The organism is Streptomyces sp. NPDC030840, from assembly GCF_055572015.1.
In genome coordinates this window covers 17,656-34,179 of record NZ_JBVIEE010000007.1, presented here as the reverse complement: position 1 = coordinate 34,179, position 16,524 = coordinate 17,656, and the positions used below count along the sequence as shown (strand labels likewise).

Here is a 16,524-nt window from a genome sequence, read left to right as displayed (position 1 = left end):
CACGGTGGCACAGAATCCGTACATGCACCTCGGGTGGAACCCGGTGCCGGGGCAGCCGGGCGAAGTCGAGAAGCTCCGTACCCAGCTCGTCAAATCGGCGAGCGCGCTGCAGACCGCGTACCAGAAGATCGACAAACTGCTCGGTGAGTCGAGCTTCTGGGAGGGTGACGCCGCTGTCGGCTTCCGTGAGGCGCTCGACGGTGATCTGCCGAAGTACATGAAGGACGCCCACAAGTCGCTGACTCTGGCCGCCGGTCATCTGGGGACGTGGCACGGCGGGCTGACCAGTCGCAGGGAGCTGGCGCACAAGTACGACCTCGAGGCGGCCGACCGGAAGGGCGACCTGAGGACCGCCAACTCCCGGCACGACGCGGCTGAGAAGGACCCCGACCTGAAGCTCGCGGGGCAGACGTTCGCCGAGGGTCCCGAGCTGGAGTCCGCTCAGGCCCGTCTCAACGCGGCCAACGACCGGCTCAGCGACGCCGTCACCGCCGTCAACAACGCGCAGGGCGCCTTGGACGAGGTGATGCGCAAGGCGCGGGAGCTGGAGAGCACGCACGAGGCGGAGGCCCGGGACCTCGCCAAGAAGCTGAAGGACTCCACGAAGGATCTGGCGCCCGAGGAGCCGGGGTGGCTGAGCCAGGCGCTCAGCTGGATCGGGGACAACCTCACCAACATTCTGAGTGTGCTGGCGGCGGTGGCGGGATTGCTCGCGCTGTTGTGCACGGGGCCGTTCGGGATTGCCATGCTGCTGGCAGCGGGTGCGCTGAGCCTGGCCACGATGGCGTCCAGGCTTTCCGACCCCAAGGTGCGGGCTTCTCTCGCGGACGGGTTCACGAAGGGTGAGTTCGACGCGGACTTCTGGGAGAACTCGGTGGGACTCGTCGGTGACGCACTGGGGGCGGTGCCGGGCGTCGGGGCCGCGTCACGCGGTCTCAACGGTGCGATCCAGTCGACGCGCTACGCATCCGAGGCGGTGAGCGCGGGGCAGTTCCTGGGCCGGTTCGCCGACGACACCGTCACGGCCGCGAACAGGATCGCGACTGCGGGTTCCTACAACCCCGTCGGAGACTGGGTGGCGCAAGCAGCGGGGGGTAGCCAGGCGGTCAGAGTGGGCATGGACTATGTCTCGCCGGTCGCAGGTGTGCTCACCTCCGGCTACGGACTGGCCGCCGAGAACATCGACGCCTTGGACAGCGACAGTGGCAAGAACACCGCCACGGGGGTCGACGCGGCCCGCGCCGGCCTGTTCGACGGTCCTGCGGCCTTTTCCATCCTCGGGAGCACCATGGCGGCTCTGCGATGACACAAGAAGCCGCTGAAAATCCGATCCGTCTGGTGATCGACGACACGGCCAGAGACCCCAGCTCGAAGATCTGGTACGCGCTGCCGGCCGGGTTCATCGGCGTTCCGATCGACGCTCTCAACCCCGAACCGGGGTCGGAGCAGGAAACGCACCTTGAGCATGCACTGGCACTGGTCCTCGAGCTTGCGCCCGAGGGCCAGCGTGACCGGTACACCGGCGCGCTGCGGGACGTTCGGTTCATGGCTTCCCAAATGCGGAGCGAAGGTGTCATCGCCTGCTCGCTCGGAATGCACTACGCGGACGACGGGTCCTCCGCATCGTCCGTGTTCACAGTGGCGCTCCGCGACATGGAGTGGGCCCCCGCCAAGATCACCGCGGTGCGCGCGGTTTCCCTGCGTGAATGCGCTGAGAACGTCGGGCTGTTGACGCTTCCTGGTGGTCGTCCGGCGTCGATCTCCGACACCGTGATCACCATGCCCGCTCTGGAGGGGGTTCCCACCCAGGAGCTCTACCAGTGCAATCTCTATATCCCGGCCCCCTCGGGTACTCAACTGGGCGTCCTCACCTTGAGCAGCACGGCCGTGGGTTCCAGGAGGCATTACCGCGCCATGATGGAAGGCATCGCGCACACGGTGTCCTTCCACGATCCGCTGCCGGAAATCGAGCGCGCCGCACGTCGCGACACGGCTGACAGCGCGGGCAGCGTCGCGGACGACATCGCCTCCGACTTCGGCTGACCTGGGATGTGCGAGTGGTCATGAACTTGAACAAGCAGGGCTTCGACGGTCCGGTGGCGTGGGGCACGCCGGGCACCCGACGTGCTCTCCTCCGCTACACGGCGCGGAACGCGGTCAAGTCGCTGGGCTGGGTGGCGCTGTGGTGGGGGGCGGTGTACCTCACCCTCCTGTTGCCCGTAGCGGCAGTCGTGCCCATGGTGCTGGTCCTTGCGGTGATCGCAATGCTGACGGTCCTGGCATTCGGCCGGCTTCGGGCGGGATGGAGGATGCGACGCATCCTCACCGTCTACCCATGGCGTCAGCAGTCGGGTGCCGTCCGGATCACCCAGGGCAAGGATGCGCTTTTCGTGCTGCCCGACCCTGACAACCCCGGGACGACGGTGTCGCTGAAGGCAGCCGCCGGGCTTTTCCGGACCTACAGTCGCGAGGCCCTGAAAGAATACGACGAAGAACTCTGGTACGCGGGTGACCCCCGCTTCGCCTGTGTGGTAGCCAAGCCCGGCCTACGCGGACTGGGCTGCCTGGCCCAGCCCACCGCGTTCAACCCCCGCACCTCCCCCCGCCGCAAAGGCCTCACCCCCGAAGCACGCCGCCGCGCCCGGGCCATCGGTGCTCGAGTCGCCGATTAACGCACCGTGAGCCCAACCGACTCCAGGGCTGGAAGCTCAGCTACCCGAAGTCGGCCCTGACCTGCTGGGCGATAGGCCCCTTCTCCTCGCCGCCCCCTCTGTCCGCAACGGCCCCCGCCCCCGCTCCGCCGGTCACCACCAGCTCGTGAGCGGACCTCGACAGCAGCGAGACGTAGAAGGGCAGGTCAGGCAGGGACGGCGTGGTGAGGCTCAGGAAGAGCAGCCGTCCCATCCGCGGCAGCGGCAGGTAGACGTCGGCCCGGGCGAGGGGCAGGGACGGGGCCGTGTCGTCCTTTGGGGCCGATTGGCTCCAGCATGAGCGGGCAGGAGAGCGCCGGGGTCGGCGTAGCCGAAACGAGAAGTCGCCCTCGCCGAGCCGCCGTTCGCGGTCTTCCGGGGACTCGACTTCGTACCCCCGGCGCAGCTGTCGGACGCAACGTCAGACGAAGTAACTGACCAGGAACGACACCCCCGCCCCCACGATCCCCACCCCGATCATCCCGAGCACCACCAGGCGCGTCACCCCACGCCCCGACGCCTCCCACGCCACGTCGTACGAGATGCGGCTCTGACCGAACGGGGCGTAACCCGTGGCGAGGCAGAAGACGCCGAGGCCCGTGAGGACCCAGCCGCCGAAGAAGGCGCCGAAGAAGCGCCAGGCTCGGTCCGTGCCGCTCTGGACGTAGTCCCCGTCGCCGGCGGCAGCCGACGTCGGCGGGTCCGTCCGCTGCACCGACAGCGCGGTGCCCTGCGCGTACCGGCGCCTGAGCTGCACCCCGGCGCTGGTGTCCTTGCCCTTGCCGTTCTCGGAGACGAAGGTGCCGGTGCAGCGGATGGGGCGGCGGTTCTTGCGGCTGCTCCGGGAGGCGTTGTTCGGGTAGCTCACCTCGCACCGCTTCACCGTCAGGGTGCCGTGGGTGCCCGCCCAACCCGCCGCGTACGCCCCCTCGTACGCGCCCCAACCGCTCAGGGCGAGGCCTGCGATGAGGAAGACCAGGCCACCCGCGCGCCCGAGGCGGCCGAAGGCTCTTCCGACGAGGTTGGCTGCTGAGCTGTCTTTTCGCGTGCCTTGCGTTCGGGTCATGACAATGCCGTCCTTCTCCTCCGCGGCTGCGACTACCTCTGGGGCTACCTCTGCGGTTTCCTGTTCGGCCGGTCGGGGCAGTGCGCAGTCAGCATGGCACCCATGCCTGTGGGCGCCGAGGGGAGGGTGCGCCACCGTGTCGGTCGCGGAGGCGGGGGATACTGCGGGGGGACGCGCTATCGCGGAGAGACGAGGAGAAGCGAGATGACCAGGCAGCCCGACAACTCCCCGAACCCGCAAGGCTCTTCGCCGGAGCGCGGCGTGCTGGACGAAGCTCTGGAACCGGGACAGATACGTTCCCTGAACTCCGCCCTGCGCAGGCTGTCCGAAGCCGACGGCGGCGCGAGCAAGGAGATGCAGGAGGCGGCGAAGAGGCTGCTCTCCGGCCGGCTCGCCCTGCGCGACGCCCTGGACGACCCCGCGGTGGCACGCGCCCTGGGCGGCGGGGGCATGGCGTCCCTGCGCGGCCAGTGGGAGTCGCTCTCCGAGGAGGAGCGGGAGCGGATCAGGAGCGGTGAGGTGCCGCCGAGCGGTGACGGTGGCCCGGCCCCCGGGGCCTCCGAGCCGAGGCGCTCGGAGGGGGAGTCCTCGTCGCAGTCCGGCAAGAAGAGCCCGGGGCGGCACAGTGGTGGGTTCTCGCTGTACTGAGCGAAACCCGGACCGCGGAGCAACGCGGTCGAGTCAGGCCCGGCGGCCCCTGTTCCCGACGACGTAGGCGAGACCCCACGCGGCGGCCGCGGCGACCACGAGGCCGAGCAGGGAGATCCATGTGCTGTCGTTCGAGCTGCCCCACCAGGCCTCGGCCGGGAAGAACGGGTCGTTCTCCAGCATGTCCCCGATGACGGAGGGAGCCTGGCTCTCGGCGATGACGAGAGGCACGGCGTTGGTGTAGCCGAAGAACGCGCCGAGCGGGGCGATGATGGCCGCGCCGACCCGGGCGCCGTTGCTGCGACGGCCCACCAGGCCGGCCAAGGCGCCGACGACCACTCCGTTGAGGAGCGCGTGGCCCACGTAGAGGGTGTGGGCCGTGGTCTCCGACTGGTCCTTGTACGTGGCCACGATGGTGACGCTGTAGAACAGGGAGATGAGGACCGAGGCGCAGAACCCGAGGAGGACCGCGCCGACCGGACTCCCGCCGCCGGTGTTCGGCTGCTGTCCGAAGTGCGGTGCCTGGTACGGCGGTACGGGGTGCGCCGGGTGGGGCTGCATGGGCGGCTGCCCCGGCACAGGTGGCTGCCCCGGAACGGGAGCGGGGCCGGACTGCATCGGTGGCTGTCCCTGGACGGGCGCCGGGCCGAACCCCGGCTGCGGCTGCGGCTGCGGCTGCTGCGGAGGCGCGGGCTGGCTGTACGGGTTATAGGGATTCTGCGGCGCTTGAGGTGGCTGCTGAGGCGGCTGAGGCGGCTGCGGTGGCGGCTGGAACGGCGGCTGGCTCATCGGGTCCCCACGTTGTGAACTGACTGGAGCAGCAAGCTATCAGTGAGATCAGGAGGGGCCCGTCGGAGCCCGAGCGGGCTCCGTGAAGGGCACCCCGGCACCCTGCGGCACGTAGGGAACGGGCCGGACCAGGAAAGTACTCTCCGGCCCCGCCCCCAACGCGCTCAGAACAACCCGTGCCACATCTGCTCGACGATCAGCGACCACCACGTCTCCGCGTTCCCCAGCGCGGACGCGTCGACCGCCGCCAACTGCTCCTGCAGCGCCGCCACTTCGCTCCCCGCCGCGACCGGGTCCAAGCCCCGCATGCGCTGTCGTGCCGTGGCGAGCAGGGCCAGGGAGCGGGCGAAGGCGGCGGCGGAGATGTTGACGTACCGGGCGGCGGCGGTGACCGGATCGACCGCCCAGACCGCGCCGAGGCCGTCCGGTTCCGTCGTACCGGGCAGGCACTGCACCGCGATCACCGCGACGCCGTCGAAACCGATCCGCGACAGGTGTGCCAGGACGCCGATCTTCTCCTCGCCGGCCGGACTGCGGCGCTCCCGCAGATTCGTGGAGACGTCGGTGAACAGGCCGCCGGCCGGAGGGGCGTCGGGCCGGTCGGCGGTGAAGAAGAGAGGCAGATGGGCGGGGAGCCCCGCCCAGGTGAGCGTGGCCTTGGTGGTCTCGGGAAGCGGGCTGCCGGAGACGTCATCGGCGTCGTAGCGGCGTACTCGGTCCTCACCGAAGACGTCGACGAGGTGGCGGCCGAGGACCACGTCGGGCATCGGCTCCGCGGGCGTCACCTGGGCCGGAACGGGGACGCGGTGCGGGCGGGGCGGCGGCTCCTGGCCGGCGATCCGGTGCGTCGTCTCGACCTGCTCCACCAGCGCCGCGACGCCCTCGGCACGCGCCCGCGGAGCGGCACCGTAGTTCTGCGAGCAGGAGAGCTGGGCGTGGGGGAAGGTGTTGAGGAGTTCGGCGGTGTAGCCGCCGGGGAGCAGGCTGGGACGCAGGTCGGTGTGGATGGCCAGGACGTTGTCGACGGGTACGTTCATCTGCCGAAGGTCGGCCCATGCCTGGTGCTCGGCGGGGGGCAGGCCCGGGCCGGAGTTGCGGAAGAGGGTGGTCTCCTCGCCGTTGGCCGGGTCGACGAAGGTGAAGACGGCGGTGTTGCCGGGGCCGGTGACCGGACGGGCCGCGCCTTCCGACCCGCCTGCGCCCTGTGCGTCACCGCCGTGCGCGCCCCCGTGCTTCTGCCGGTACATCCGCACCACCTCGTCCACCGGCACCGACGGCCAGACCGTCAGCTCGCCGGTACGGCGGTCCACGACCCCGCACGCGTCGCCGATCTCGGCGGGCGGCCGGCGCTCCCCGGTCTCCGGGTCACGCTCGGGCGCCGCGGGCGGGCTCCACACGACCCAGCCCAGGTCGAACTCCTGCATCCTGACCTCGCGGCGCGGCTCCGCCGAACCTTCCGGGTTGAGCCAACGGTCGGCGACGGCGAGCGCCTGCTCCTGGCTGGTCACGGGGAGGCTCCTTCGAGAGTTCGGAGGTGTCGGCATCGCGGTTGATCGAGGGGGAGAAGCGATGTGGGAGGGGGAGAAGCGATGTGGGGGGAGAAGCGATGTGCGTGTGTGGGAATCCGTGTGTCATGCGTCTACGAGGCTATCGCTGGGCCGCCGGGCGGATGCGGAGGGCCTTGGCGCCGCGCTCGGTGGCGAGGAGGAGGATGCCGTCGGGGGAGAGGTCGGCGGCGGTGAAGGGGACGTCGGAGATCAACGCGGCCACGACATCCTGACTCTTCCGGTCCCACACGCGCACGTAGTCGGCGCCCCGGCTCAGCCCGAGCGGGGCGGCGGTCCGTTCGTCCTCGGAGGGGCGAACGATCTGCCTGGGGTCAAGGCCGGCGCCGCTGAGATCGTCCGGTCGTACGAGGCCGAGGACGAGCACCGCGGAACGGCCCGCCTCGATCTCCTCGCCCATCTCGCCGAGGGGGCGCGCGCCAGGCGTGTCCGCGGGCACGACGAGAACGGCGACGGGGGCGGCCTGCCCTTGTGGCTGCGGCAGGCTGCCGACGGTCACGCCGATGACCCCGGAAACGGGCCGGCTCCACAGGGTCTGCCACGGCAGTTCGAGACCGAGGCGACTGCGTACGGCATCGGCGTACTCGAGCAGACCGTCCTCGACGAACGCGGTCTCGAGCAGCGCGGCGCGCAGCGTCGCGGACGCCTGGGTACGGGTCAGCAGGGGCGCCGTACGCAGATACGTACGGGCCGCTGCGCCGAGCTCCTCGGTCGGTACGGTCTCGATGGCGGCGCGCAGCGGCACTGGGTCGGCGTGCACGAACAGGCCGGGGTCCGTGAGGAGTTGGGGCAGCAGGCCCGCCTCCAGGGTGTGGCCCGCGATGTGGTCGCGTACGTAGGGATCGGCCTTGCCCCAGTCCTGCTCCGGCACGGCCTCCAGTAGCGCCATCGCGATCTGTGTCTGAGCGGCGCGGACGTTCGGCAGGCCGGCGCGGATCTCGTCGGCGATGGCCGGGTGCCGCAGGCGGAGCAGCATGCGGCCGCCGTTTTCCCGCCCGCCGTCCCGCCCGCTGTCCTGCCTGTCGTCCTGCCCGCCGTCCCGCCCACCCGCCTGCGTGTCCTCTGCGCCCGCCACCTCCGCGGGCTCTACGAAGGGCGCGGCGAGCAGCATCCCGTCGGCCATGGCCCGGCCCATGTCCTGTCCGGCGACCGCGTTCGCCAGTCGCGCCCACATGTGGGTGGGGATGCCGTCGGCCTCGGCGAGGGCGAGTGGCGCCAGCATCAGGCGCAGCGTCCGAGGGTCGGCTCCGAGTCGTCGGGCGTGCAGGTCGAGGGCCTCGCCGACGGAGGTCGGCAACAGGCTCTCGTCGGCGGGGTCGAAGCCCTCCGGGGCCATGAGGAGGCAGTGGACGGCGAGCTGTACGACCAGCGGACTCGTCCCGGCCCGGCGGCCGATGGCGGCCCCCAGGGCGAGCCGGGCGGCGGGGTCGACGGTGAACGGCAGCTCGGGGGCCCCGAACTCGGGGCTGAGCGCCGCCTGGGCGTGCAGCACCAGGCCCTCGGGATCGGCCCATTCCGGTTCGTCGAGGTCGATCACCTGCACGGTGCCGGGCGGCAGGACGGAGGCCGACCCGGAGGCCAGTTCGACGGCCAGCGGACGCGGCACCTCGGCCAGGAGCCGGACGTTCTCGGTGGCGGCGAGAGGTGTGAGCACCTCCCGTACGAGCCGTGCGGGCTCACCCGCGGCCCGCACTGGACCGGCCCGGTCGACGTCCGGCACGACGACGGTCACCGGCTCGCCGAGCGCGGCGAACTCCGCGTACACCTCCGCGGCACTGGTGGCGTTCAGCTCGAAGTGGTCGGCGAGCAGCCACAGCACCTGTGCGGCGGTCAGTCCGGCGGCGGTGGGCACGGCCGGGGCGGGCAACTCCGGCGGCACCGTGGACGGGTCCATCTGCTCCAGCGGCAGCTGCTTGCGGTACTCCGGCTCGCACAGCATCAGAAACCCGGTGAGCAGCCGCGAACGCCCGCTGCCCGAGTCGCCGGTGAGCACGACCACGCGCGGTGCGCCGGGCGCGGCCCCGCGCCACGCCGCGAGCGCGCGCAACGCGGCGGTGCGGCCGCCTATGTGGGGGTGCGGTGCGTAGTCCTCGGTGTCCGAGGCGTCCTCGGTCGAGCCGGTCATGGGTCCCCGTCCTCCGCCATGTCCTTCGCCGTTGCGGGCTCGTTCGTGTACGGCGCCGATCTTAGGCGCCGATCGGTCGATCGTAGGGTGGCCGGGTGGCCGGGTGGCCGGGTGGCCGGGTGGCCGGGTGGCCGGGTGGGCGAGGGCGGTGCCCTGTGACCCGCGCGCCCTTTCGGTTCCGCTACGCGTTCGGCCGTCGCGTCTCGCGCTGCTTGCGGTACAGGGCGATGGCCGTGTCTGTCGGGTAGTTGGGGACCGTGACGGTCTCCCCCGTGTCCTTGGCGACCACGATCTTGCTACCGCCCGGGGCCGAGGGGCGCGGCTGGCCCGTGGCGTCCGTGGTGGGCGGGAAGGTCGCGTACACCAGGTAGCCGATGTCGAATTCATGGACGTGCAGGGGGGCCGGGGTCCCGTCGGGCAGCTTGGGCTGGGCGTAGCGGCTGCGGACGATGGCGAGGGCTTGCTCGGGGGTGCTCGGGGGAGCCGGGTTCTCCGGAGGAGCCGGGTTGTCCGGGGTCATGGAGCTGGTCTCCTTGTTGTGGCGGTCCGGCGTTGTGGCGGTCCGAGACCGTGGCGGTCCGAGATCGTGGCGGTCCGAGATCGTGGCGGTCCGGCGGATGCCGGACGCCGCCTGATCCCGGCGATGAGAGGTCAGATGGGCAAGGCGCCCCTGAAGTGCGAGTTGGGCGCTTCGGGGTGTGTGGTGGCAAGCCAACCGTGCTCGTGTGTCTCGCTCTCGGGCATGAAGCCCACGTCGACGGACAGATGACGGGCTGCGACGTTCGCGTCGGTCACACCATGCGTGCCGATCTGCGACGGATCGATCCAGACCCTGCCTTCGAGGTAGTCGACTTCGAAGGGCAACGGGTCCCCCTCCCACTCCGGTTCACCCCAGGTGGCATGGCGGCGCACCACGTGGCCCTTTCGGGCGACGCACCACGCTTGGGTGTCGTGGTACGTGTCGATGGAATAGAAGTGGGCTTCACCGCACTGCCCGCTGGCCTTCTCGGCGAGGTACTCACCTCCGAACGCATCCAGGAACGCGTTGCCGTACAGAAGACGCCAGTCACCGAATCGGGGCGTGATGAAGACACGGTAGGCCGTCTCCCTCCTGCCCTGTGACGTTTCGAACTCCCATGAGTCGTGGGCCCCGGAGGCCTCCGTGGCAGCCAGTCCCATGACCGTGGTGGCGGGCCGGAGGTCATGCAGTCCCAGCGCGGTCACGACGGCCTCGAACTGGTCCGCCGGGAAGGCCATCCAACGGCTTTCCGGCGGCAGTGTCACCGGGCGCTCGGACCGCAATTTGATCCGCACCAGCCGTTCGACGACTCGACGGTCGGGCAGGTCGAGTCCTTGCTCGCCGCTCAGGTCGGCGATGAGCCGCAGAGCCACTCGCCGCAGAGGTCCAGGCCCGTGACGTCGGATCTCCCTCAGGCGCGCAACGGCCTCGTCGCCCAGGCGCCCGAGTACGGACTCGGCGCGCAGAGCGTGACTGCGCGGCCTGCCGGCGCGGACGACGGACAGCAGGGGCTCGACGACTTCGGCTCCCAGCGCCACCAAGCCGTCCTCCGCGGCGGCCCGCCGACGGCGGTCCCGATCACCGAGGTCGTGTACGAGGGATTCGATGGTGTCTGGCATGTGGCCCAGCCTAGTTGTGTTCCTGGAGCGGCGATCAGCGAGTGCCGTTCATCTTTCCGTTGACCGTCAATTTTTCAGTTGACCATTTGGGGGCGCAATTTGTCCCAAATGCCTTGGAGGGCTTCCATGTGCCGAGTCATCTCGGCGATCATTGCGCGCTCTTCGTCGGTCTTGGTTGCTTTACGGTTCGCGTCGTGTTCGTTGGCGATTTCGTTCTTCAGGCGCTGCCTGGCTGCTTCGGGCGTCAAATCCTCAACTTGTTTGAGATTCTTCGGGAGGGCCGGTGAATTCGGAACGAGCCGTTGACGCGTTCGCTGCTCCAGCGCTTCCTTGACTTCCTGATCCGACAAGCCGTCGACCGCGGCCACCGCTTTCGCCTTCTCAGGGAGCATCGCGTCCCTGATTTTCACGCCTTCCGGGTCCTGTCGGTAGGTGGTGCTGTAATGAATGGGGACGTCCTCGAGCCGCTCGTCGAGGAGCACCTCCGAGCATTTCGCGTGCCCTCTGCCCTCTCCGCAGGGCTCGCGTTCGGTGTAGAGGCCGAGTGGCGTGTACCGGTCGGCATCCGGGTCGATGCGCTCAAGCCAGTCCATCAGGTGCCGCTCTGAATGACGTGGGCTGACCCCTGGCGTGTTGGCCGGAACGGAGGAATCGACGATGTACGAAACCTCGCCGTCCGGTCCTTGGACCTCGAGTACGGCGAAGTTCTTGTCGGTGAAGTCGGGGCCGTTTTTCTTGAGTGCCTTCGCGTCGTCCTCCGGCAGTTTCTTGAACTCTGCCGCCTTGAACAATTTGTTGATCGCCATACGGTGCAGGCGCACACCGAGAGACTGTTTCGACCGCTTGGCGCTCCGGTCCTTCGTGCCGGGCTCGGGGTCCGGCTCTCCCGGCTGACGGTAGGGGTGGGTGACCGGTTCGGGACTGCGGCCGACACCGTGCTGCTCGTGGAAGGAGAGACTGAGCCTTGCCACGGATGCGACGACAGCCTGCTGTTCACCAGGCGAGAGATCGTTGAATCCGTCCAGGTTGTCGCCGAGTTGGGACCTGGTGAAGCGGCGCATGCCAGGGGGAGCGTCAGGATGCGGCGCATTTCCGGACGTCACCTGGAGAACACGGGCGAGTTCACCTGATTCCGTCCACCTCTCGAGCTGGTGATGGACGCGGTCCAGCTCGACCCTGTACACCTCCCTTTCCGCTCGGAGGTTCTGCTGCAGTTGGTCGGGCTCGATGCCGTATTCCCTGGAAAGCTCGTCCTCGGGATGCTCATGAGTCCGTGACGTGTCGCTTTCCGGGCCGTCCTGGGTGACCGAGCGGCTCTGTTCCGAGGTGTCGCTCGTGCCCCGGTCGTGGGGGTCGCTGTACGGCTGCTTCTGAGAGTCCTTCTCGTTGCTGGTGCCGTCTGCGGGGCTTTCCCCGTCGTTGGTCTTCCCCGCGGGGTTCTCGGGAGAACGGCGGTCGGGGCTGCCGGCTGACGTCCGTGGCGTCTCGTTGGCCGTGGTGGGCCGGCCCGAGGGGCGCTGGCCAGTCGTGTTCGACTGCTCCGGGTTCCCATGGGTCGGAAGGTCGGTCGGCACCGATGGCGTGCGCTGCTCCGGGGCAGCGGTTCGCCCGGGACCACTCGAAGCACCGGTCGACTCGCTCGACGCCGCATGCGGGGCCGGCGAGCCCGCGTCGTTCGTTGCGGTGCGGGTGTCCGCGTCGCTGGCCTCGGTCGGAGACGGCGGGGTCTGCCGGGGGTCCGGGTCGGTGGTCTCAGGGCCGAGGGTGTTGGCTTCGCCCGTTCGTACGATGCTGTCCGGCGCCGACGCGTCGCCCACCGCCGGGGGCGCTTCTCGCTTGCTTCCGTTCTCGGCCCTGCTCTCACCGTCGGAGTCCGAGGGGGCGTCCGACGTGTCACCCGAGGTGTCGCCCGACGGAGCGGTCGCGGTGGAGTCCTGGCCGTCGCTGCTCTCAGGCGAGTTGTCCGCCTCTGCTGGGGAGGTGTCGGACCCTTCTTGAGGCGTCTCCGCCGTCTGCTCCGAGCCGCCTTCGGAGTTCTCGGCGCCTTCGGAGTTCTCGGCGGCCTCGGAATCCCCTGCGCCTTCGGAGTTCTCGGCGGCCTCGGAATCCCCTGCGCCCTCGGAGTTCTCGGCGTCCTCGGAGTCCTGCCCTTCGGACTGGGTGGTGTCTATCGGGTTCCGGTCGGCGTCCAGCGGGATGTGCCAGACGTGTTCGGCGTTGTCGATGTGGAGGGGCTCGTTGCTGACCGCTCCGCTCTGGGTGTCGATCCAGACGATGTTGCCGTTGTGGTTGACGACGTTGAAGGCGTGGCCGCCCCCGCCGTTCGGCCAGTCGACCTGGACGATGGCTGCTGAGCCGTGGCCGGCCTGCTGGAGGACCGACGCGATGTTGTTGGCGGTCTCTGGGTCGCCGCCCGGTCCGGCGTAGGTGTGTGCGGCGCCCGACCAGCGGATCTGGTTGTCGTTGGCGTTGTCCTCGGGGGTGAACGGGTCGTGGTTGCCGTTCTCGTCGTAGTCGGGGGTTCGGGCGGCTGAGACCTGGGGGTTTCCGTACCAGGTCTCCAGGAAGGAACGGGAGCAGTCCGCGCAGTTGTTGCTGCGTCCGGGGACTTGGACGCCGCCGTCGTTCTGGAGCTGGGACCAGGGGCCGAAGGGGTCCGGGAAACGTTCCGGGGTGCCGTCTTCGTTGTGCGGGACGGCGTCGACCAGTGCCTGCTGGTCGGCGGGGTCGGGTTCGGACAGGCCCCCCGGGTAGTGGTCCAGATCGGCGCGGATGTTCTCCAGGCTGTCCTGCTGGGGCTGCTGCTGGTGGTTCGGGTCGCCAGAGTTGGCCTGGGGCGAGCCCGGCGCGTGTGGCGTGGCCGGGCCCGCGTGTGACGGTGACGCCGAGGAGCTCGGGGTGGTGACGACCGTGTGGATCGGTACCGCCGTCACCTGCTGTTGCTGTTGCAGGTTGGGCGGTGTGTTCTGCGGCGTCTGGGGCTGCGCGGCCGGCTGCTGCGGCGCGTTGGGGGTGTGGGGCGGGTGGGGGCTACTGCCCGCGGGCTGCTGGGGCGGCCTGGTGGGGGTGGCGGGCGCACCGGTGCCTGGCTGGTGGTGGGTGCCCGGGGTGCCTGGCGTGCTGGACGTGCTCGGAGCGCTGGAGGTGCTCGGCGTGCCGGACGTGCTCGGCGTCTGAGCCGGGCCCGGCCGTGTCGAGGAGTTCGGGGTGCTGCTGCTCGGCGTGGAGGTCCGGTCGCTGCCGGTGCCCGTGCCCGTGCCGGTCGACGTGGAAGGCGTCGCCGTGGGGGTGCTCGTGCCCGTGCCGGTCGACGTGGAAGGCGTCGCCGTGGGGGTGCTCGTGCCCGGGTTCTGCCCTGGCGCGGGCGTCCGCGTGCCGGTCGGGTCGGGGCTGGTGCGCGGCGGCGTGCGGTCGCCGGGGGTGCGGTCGCCGGGGGAACGGTCGCCGGGGGTGCCGGCGGGTGTGTTCCGGGGCGCGGTCCCGTCGCCCGGGGCCGTACCAGGGGTCCGCTGGGTCGGTATGCGGCCGTCGGGTGTGCTGGGAGTGCCGGGCGTACGACCGTCCGCCGTACCGGGTACTCGGCTGTCCGGCGCCGGAGTCGTGACCGGAGTCGTCCGCGGCGTCGACGCCGGGGACGTGGGACTCGGAGTGGATGCGGGCCCCGTCCCCGTGGGAGACGGCGCACCGGGCGTACCGGCGGACGGATTCCTCGCCGCGCCGGAGTTGGGCGCCGGGCCGGCCGGGCCCGTGCCCGAGGGCGTACTGCCCGCCGTACCTCCCCCATGGTGGGTGCCGGGCACGGCTCCACCCGCCGTGGAGGGCGCCACCGGTGACGACGGTATGGACGAGCCGCCGTCCGCCCGGCCCCCGGCCCCGGTACCCGCGGGCGACGGGTCGCTGGTCGTCGGCGTGGGCGCCGCGTTCGACTGGGTGGGGACGCCGGCCGCCAGGCTGTCGATCGAGGTCCCGATCGCGCCGCCGCTCGGTGGCGACGACGTACTGCCCGCCGACGCCGCAGCCGGCGCGGAGTGCGGGGTCGGCGACGCGATGCCGGAAGCCGGCGAACCGCCGCCGGTGGGGGACGGGCCGGACGTGCTCGGAGTACCTGACGAACCGTTCGAGTCCGCGCCACCGGGCGGCGTTCCGCCGGGCGAGGGGTCGTCGAAGTCCGCCAGCGACGGCCCGGACAGGTTGGGCGTCGGCCTTGGAGCCGGCGCGTCCGAGGAAGTGCTCTGGCCGGCCCCGGAGTCGGAACCGCCGCCCGAGTCCGAGCTCGGGCCCGCGCCCAGGTCCGGCGCGGCTATGCCGCCACCGCCCGTGTCGGCGGATATCCCGCTGCCTATGTTGACGCCCGAGCCGTTACCGGAACGCGTCGACGTGGAGGAGTCCGACGAGCCGGGGCCGTTGGAGCCGGAGTTCGAGCTGGAGGACGAAGAAGGGGACGAAGAGGAATCGGAAGGCGATCCCGACGACGGACTGGACGACGAATCCGAAGAGGAGGAACTGGACGACGAATCCGAACCCCCGTCACTCCCCGAGCCCCCCGAAACCCCGGAGCCCGCGTCATAGCCGTCGATCCGGCTGTCGATCGCGTGGTGCGCCCTGCTTCCCGCCTTCGACCCCAGGCTGTCCCGCACACCCTCCGCCAGCGTCTGCGGAGTCTGCTTGATGGCCTCCCAGCCGCCCTGGGCACCTGCCTTGGCGGTCTGGCCGAGGTCGTAGCCCTCCTGGGCGCCGAAGCTGACGTTCACCGTCTGCCGCACGAGGTCGGTGATGATCGCCTCGATCGCCGAGACGGCCGGCTCCTTCATCGCCTCGACGATCGCCTCCATGAGGGCCTCTTTGAGCTCGTCGAGGAGGCGGCGCACGATCAGCCGGGTGGCCTGGGTGGCGCCGAGCGCGGCGACCTCGGACAGGCCGAAGGTGAAGGGCGCGGCGGCCTGGGCGGCGAAGATCTCGATGGCCAGCGCGATCAGCTGGGCGATCACAGCCCATTTGGCGAACACGACGAGGTTCGCGCAGGCATTCATCACGTTCGCGATGATGTACGCCGCCTCGGCCGCGTTCGCGAGGTAGCCGTCGCCGCCGCTGTCGAACTTGTCGTACACCTTGGTGAACGCGTCGATCGACTCGCCGCCGTTGTGCGCGGTCACGTTCCTGGCGGCGGAGTTCGCCGACTCGTGCAGCGTGACGACGTCGTCGCCGAACTTCCGCCACAGCTCCGCGGAACTTCTCAGCTTGTCCTCGTCCGCTGTCGGCCAGCGGTAGCCGAGCATTTCGAGGACCCACTCGAGCTCGTCCGGCAGCATCATCGACACAGCAAAAGCACCCCCGTCAGCCGACACGGCCGTACAACTGTCCCCGTTCGCAAGGGAGAACACACAGATGTACAGCCGTGCACAGAGTTTACGGACACACCCGCAGGCAGGTTCACGGGATCGCTGTCACAAATCTGTTGCAGCACAGACCTCTTGGGGACCCACCACGAGGCCGGGGCCCTGACACAGGCTCAGTGGTCCTGGTGCGGCTTCAATGGTCCTGATGCGGGCTCAGACGCCCTGCCACCGGCCCGGGCGCGGGCTCAGAGCAGGTCCTGGTGCGGGCGAAGCCTGGCGTGGACGGTTCCCGACGGCACCTTCACCTGACCGTCGTACTCGGCTGTCGTCGACCGCCAGATCTCTTCCTCCCTGGCCTCGTTCTTCTCCTGGGCCACGCCCATCTTGGTGAAGGCGACGCCCATCCCGGCGATGCGCGTCGCCAGGCTGCCCATCGACTCGTACATGCCGTCACGCAGGCCCTCGTAGACGACGCCGAACTTCTCGCCGATGTCGTCGTCGCCCCACGGCGGGGTGTCACCGTTGCCGCCCTCGAGACGGGTCAGTCCGTCCTTCAGCGCATTCACGGCCTGGGCGAAGTTCTGGCCGACCGTGAACATGTTGAAGCCCTCGTCCTTGAGGACCTTGAAATCGGAGATCGTGTAGTCCGACGGCACAACTGCCCCCC

General features: G+C 70.2%; 14 protein-coding genes. 5 read left to right on the top strand and 9 right to left on the bottom strand.

The genetic code is table 11. From position 1 onward, the window contains the following. Positions 1–22 precede the first annotated feature (22 nt). From ACZ49J_RS17265 to ACZ49J_RS17255, 3 genes are read left to right on the top strand one after another with little or no spacing between them, the layout of a single operon-like run. Positions 23–1,306 (top strand): hypothetical protein, encoded by a 1,284-nt coding sequence (locus ACZ49J_RS17265; RefSeq protein WP_467448902.1) that lies wholly within the window; start codon positions 23–25, stop codon positions 1,304–1,306. Further along, entirely contained in the window at positions 1,303–2,043 is a 741-nt protein-coding gene (locus tag ACZ49J_RS17260; protein WP_467448901.1) for a hypothetical protein, read from the top strand. The genes ACZ49J_RS17265 and ACZ49J_RS17260 overlap by 4 nt, the downstream gene beginning before the upstream one ends. 20 nt (positions 2,044–2,063) lie before the next feature. Further along, positions 2,064–2,672 (top strand): hypothetical protein, encoded by a 609-nt coding sequence (locus ACZ49J_RS17255; RefSeq protein ID WP_467448899.1) that lies wholly within the window; start codon positions 2,064–2,066, stop codon positions 2,670–2,672. Between the two features lie 40 nt (positions 2,673–2,712). On the opposite strand, the gene ACZ49J_RS17250 is transcribed toward ACZ49J_RS17255, so the two are convergent. Then, positions 2,713–2,904: a hypothetical protein gene (locus ACZ49J_RS17250; RefSeq protein ID WP_467448898.1), complete on the bottom strand. Its 192-nt coding sequence runs from the start codon at positions 2,902–2,904 to the stop codon at positions 2,713–2,715. Positions 2,905–3,111: 207 nt separating this feature from the next. Further along, on the bottom strand, positions 3,112–3,756 hold the full coding sequence (locus ACZ49J_RS17245; protein WP_467448897.1) for a hypothetical protein: 645 nt from the start codon (positions 3,754–3,756) through the stop codon (positions 3,112–3,114). A 204-nt stretch (positions 3,757–3,960) separates the two neighbouring features. On the opposite strand from ACZ49J_RS17245, the gene ACZ49J_RS17240 reads away from it, so the two are divergent. Next, on the top strand, positions 3,961–4,404 hold the full coding sequence (locus ACZ49J_RS17240; RefSeq protein WP_467448896.1) for a hypothetical protein: 444 nt from the start codon (positions 3,961–3,963) through the stop codon (positions 4,402–4,404). Between the two features lie 33 nt (positions 4,405–4,437). Here the strand turns inward: ACZ49J_RS17240 and ACZ49J_RS17235 are convergent, their stop codons facing one another. The 5 genes from ACZ49J_RS17235 to ACZ49J_RS17215 form a co-directional block, all read right to left on the bottom strand. Further along, the gene (locus ACZ49J_RS17235; RefSeq protein ID WP_467448895.1) at positions 4,438–4,965 is read right to left on the bottom strand and encodes a hypothetical protein; all 528 of its coding nucleotides are present in this window, start codon (positions 4,963–4,965) and stop codon (positions 4,438–4,440) included. A gap of 392 nt (positions 4,966–5,357) precedes the next feature. Then, positions 5,358–6,701, bottom strand: a complete 1,344-nt coding sequence (locus tag ACZ49J_RS17230; protein WP_467448893.1) for an SUKH-4 family immunity protein — start codon at positions 6,699–6,701, stop codon at positions 5,358–5,360. Positions 6,702–6,840: 139 nt separating this feature from the next. Next, positions 6,841–8,883: an ATP-binding protein gene (locus tag ACZ49J_RS17225; protein WP_467448892.1), complete on the bottom strand. Its 2,043-nt coding sequence runs from the start codon at positions 8,881–8,883 to the stop codon at positions 6,841–6,843. 181 nt (positions 8,884–9,064) lie between these two features. Beyond that, positions 9,065–9,403, bottom strand: a complete 339-nt coding sequence (locus tag ACZ49J_RS17220; RefSeq protein ID WP_467448891.1) for a hypothetical protein — start codon at positions 9,401–9,403, stop codon at positions 9,065–9,067. A gap of 131 nt (positions 9,404–9,534) precedes the next feature. Then, the gene (locus ACZ49J_RS17215) at positions 9,535–10,275 is read right to left on the bottom strand and encodes a hypothetical protein (protein WP_467448890.1); all 741 of its coding nucleotides are present in this window, start codon (positions 10,273–10,275) and stop codon (positions 9,535–9,537) included. A 21-nt stretch (positions 10,276–10,296) separates the two neighbouring features. Here ACZ49J_RS17215 and ACZ49J_RS17210 point away from each other — a divergent pair, with 21 nt between their 5' ends. Continuing rightward, positions 10,297–10,584 (top strand): hypothetical protein, encoded by a 288-nt coding sequence (locus tag ACZ49J_RS17210; RefSeq protein WP_467448888.1) that lies wholly within the window; start codon positions 10,297–10,299, stop codon positions 10,582–10,584. An 11-nt stretch (positions 10,585–10,595) separates the two neighbouring features. Here ACZ49J_RS17210 and ACZ49J_RS17205 read toward each other — a convergent pair whose 3' ends face one another. Both ACZ49J_RS17205 and ACZ49J_RS17200 read right to left on the bottom strand, forming a co-directional pair. Continuing rightward, on the bottom strand, positions 10,596–15,902 hold the full coding sequence (locus tag ACZ49J_RS17205; RefSeq protein ID WP_467448887.1) for a toxin glutamine deamidase domain-containing protein: 5,307 nt from the start codon (positions 15,900–15,902) through the stop codon (positions 10,596–10,598). A 200-nt stretch (positions 15,903–16,102) separates the two neighbouring features. Further along, the gene (locus ACZ49J_RS17200; RefSeq protein ID WP_467448886.1) at positions 16,103–16,513 is read right to left on the bottom strand and encodes a hypothetical protein; all 411 of its coding nucleotides are present in this window, start codon (positions 16,511–16,513) and stop codon (positions 16,103–16,105) included. Positions 16,514–16,524 lie beyond the last annotated feature (11 nt).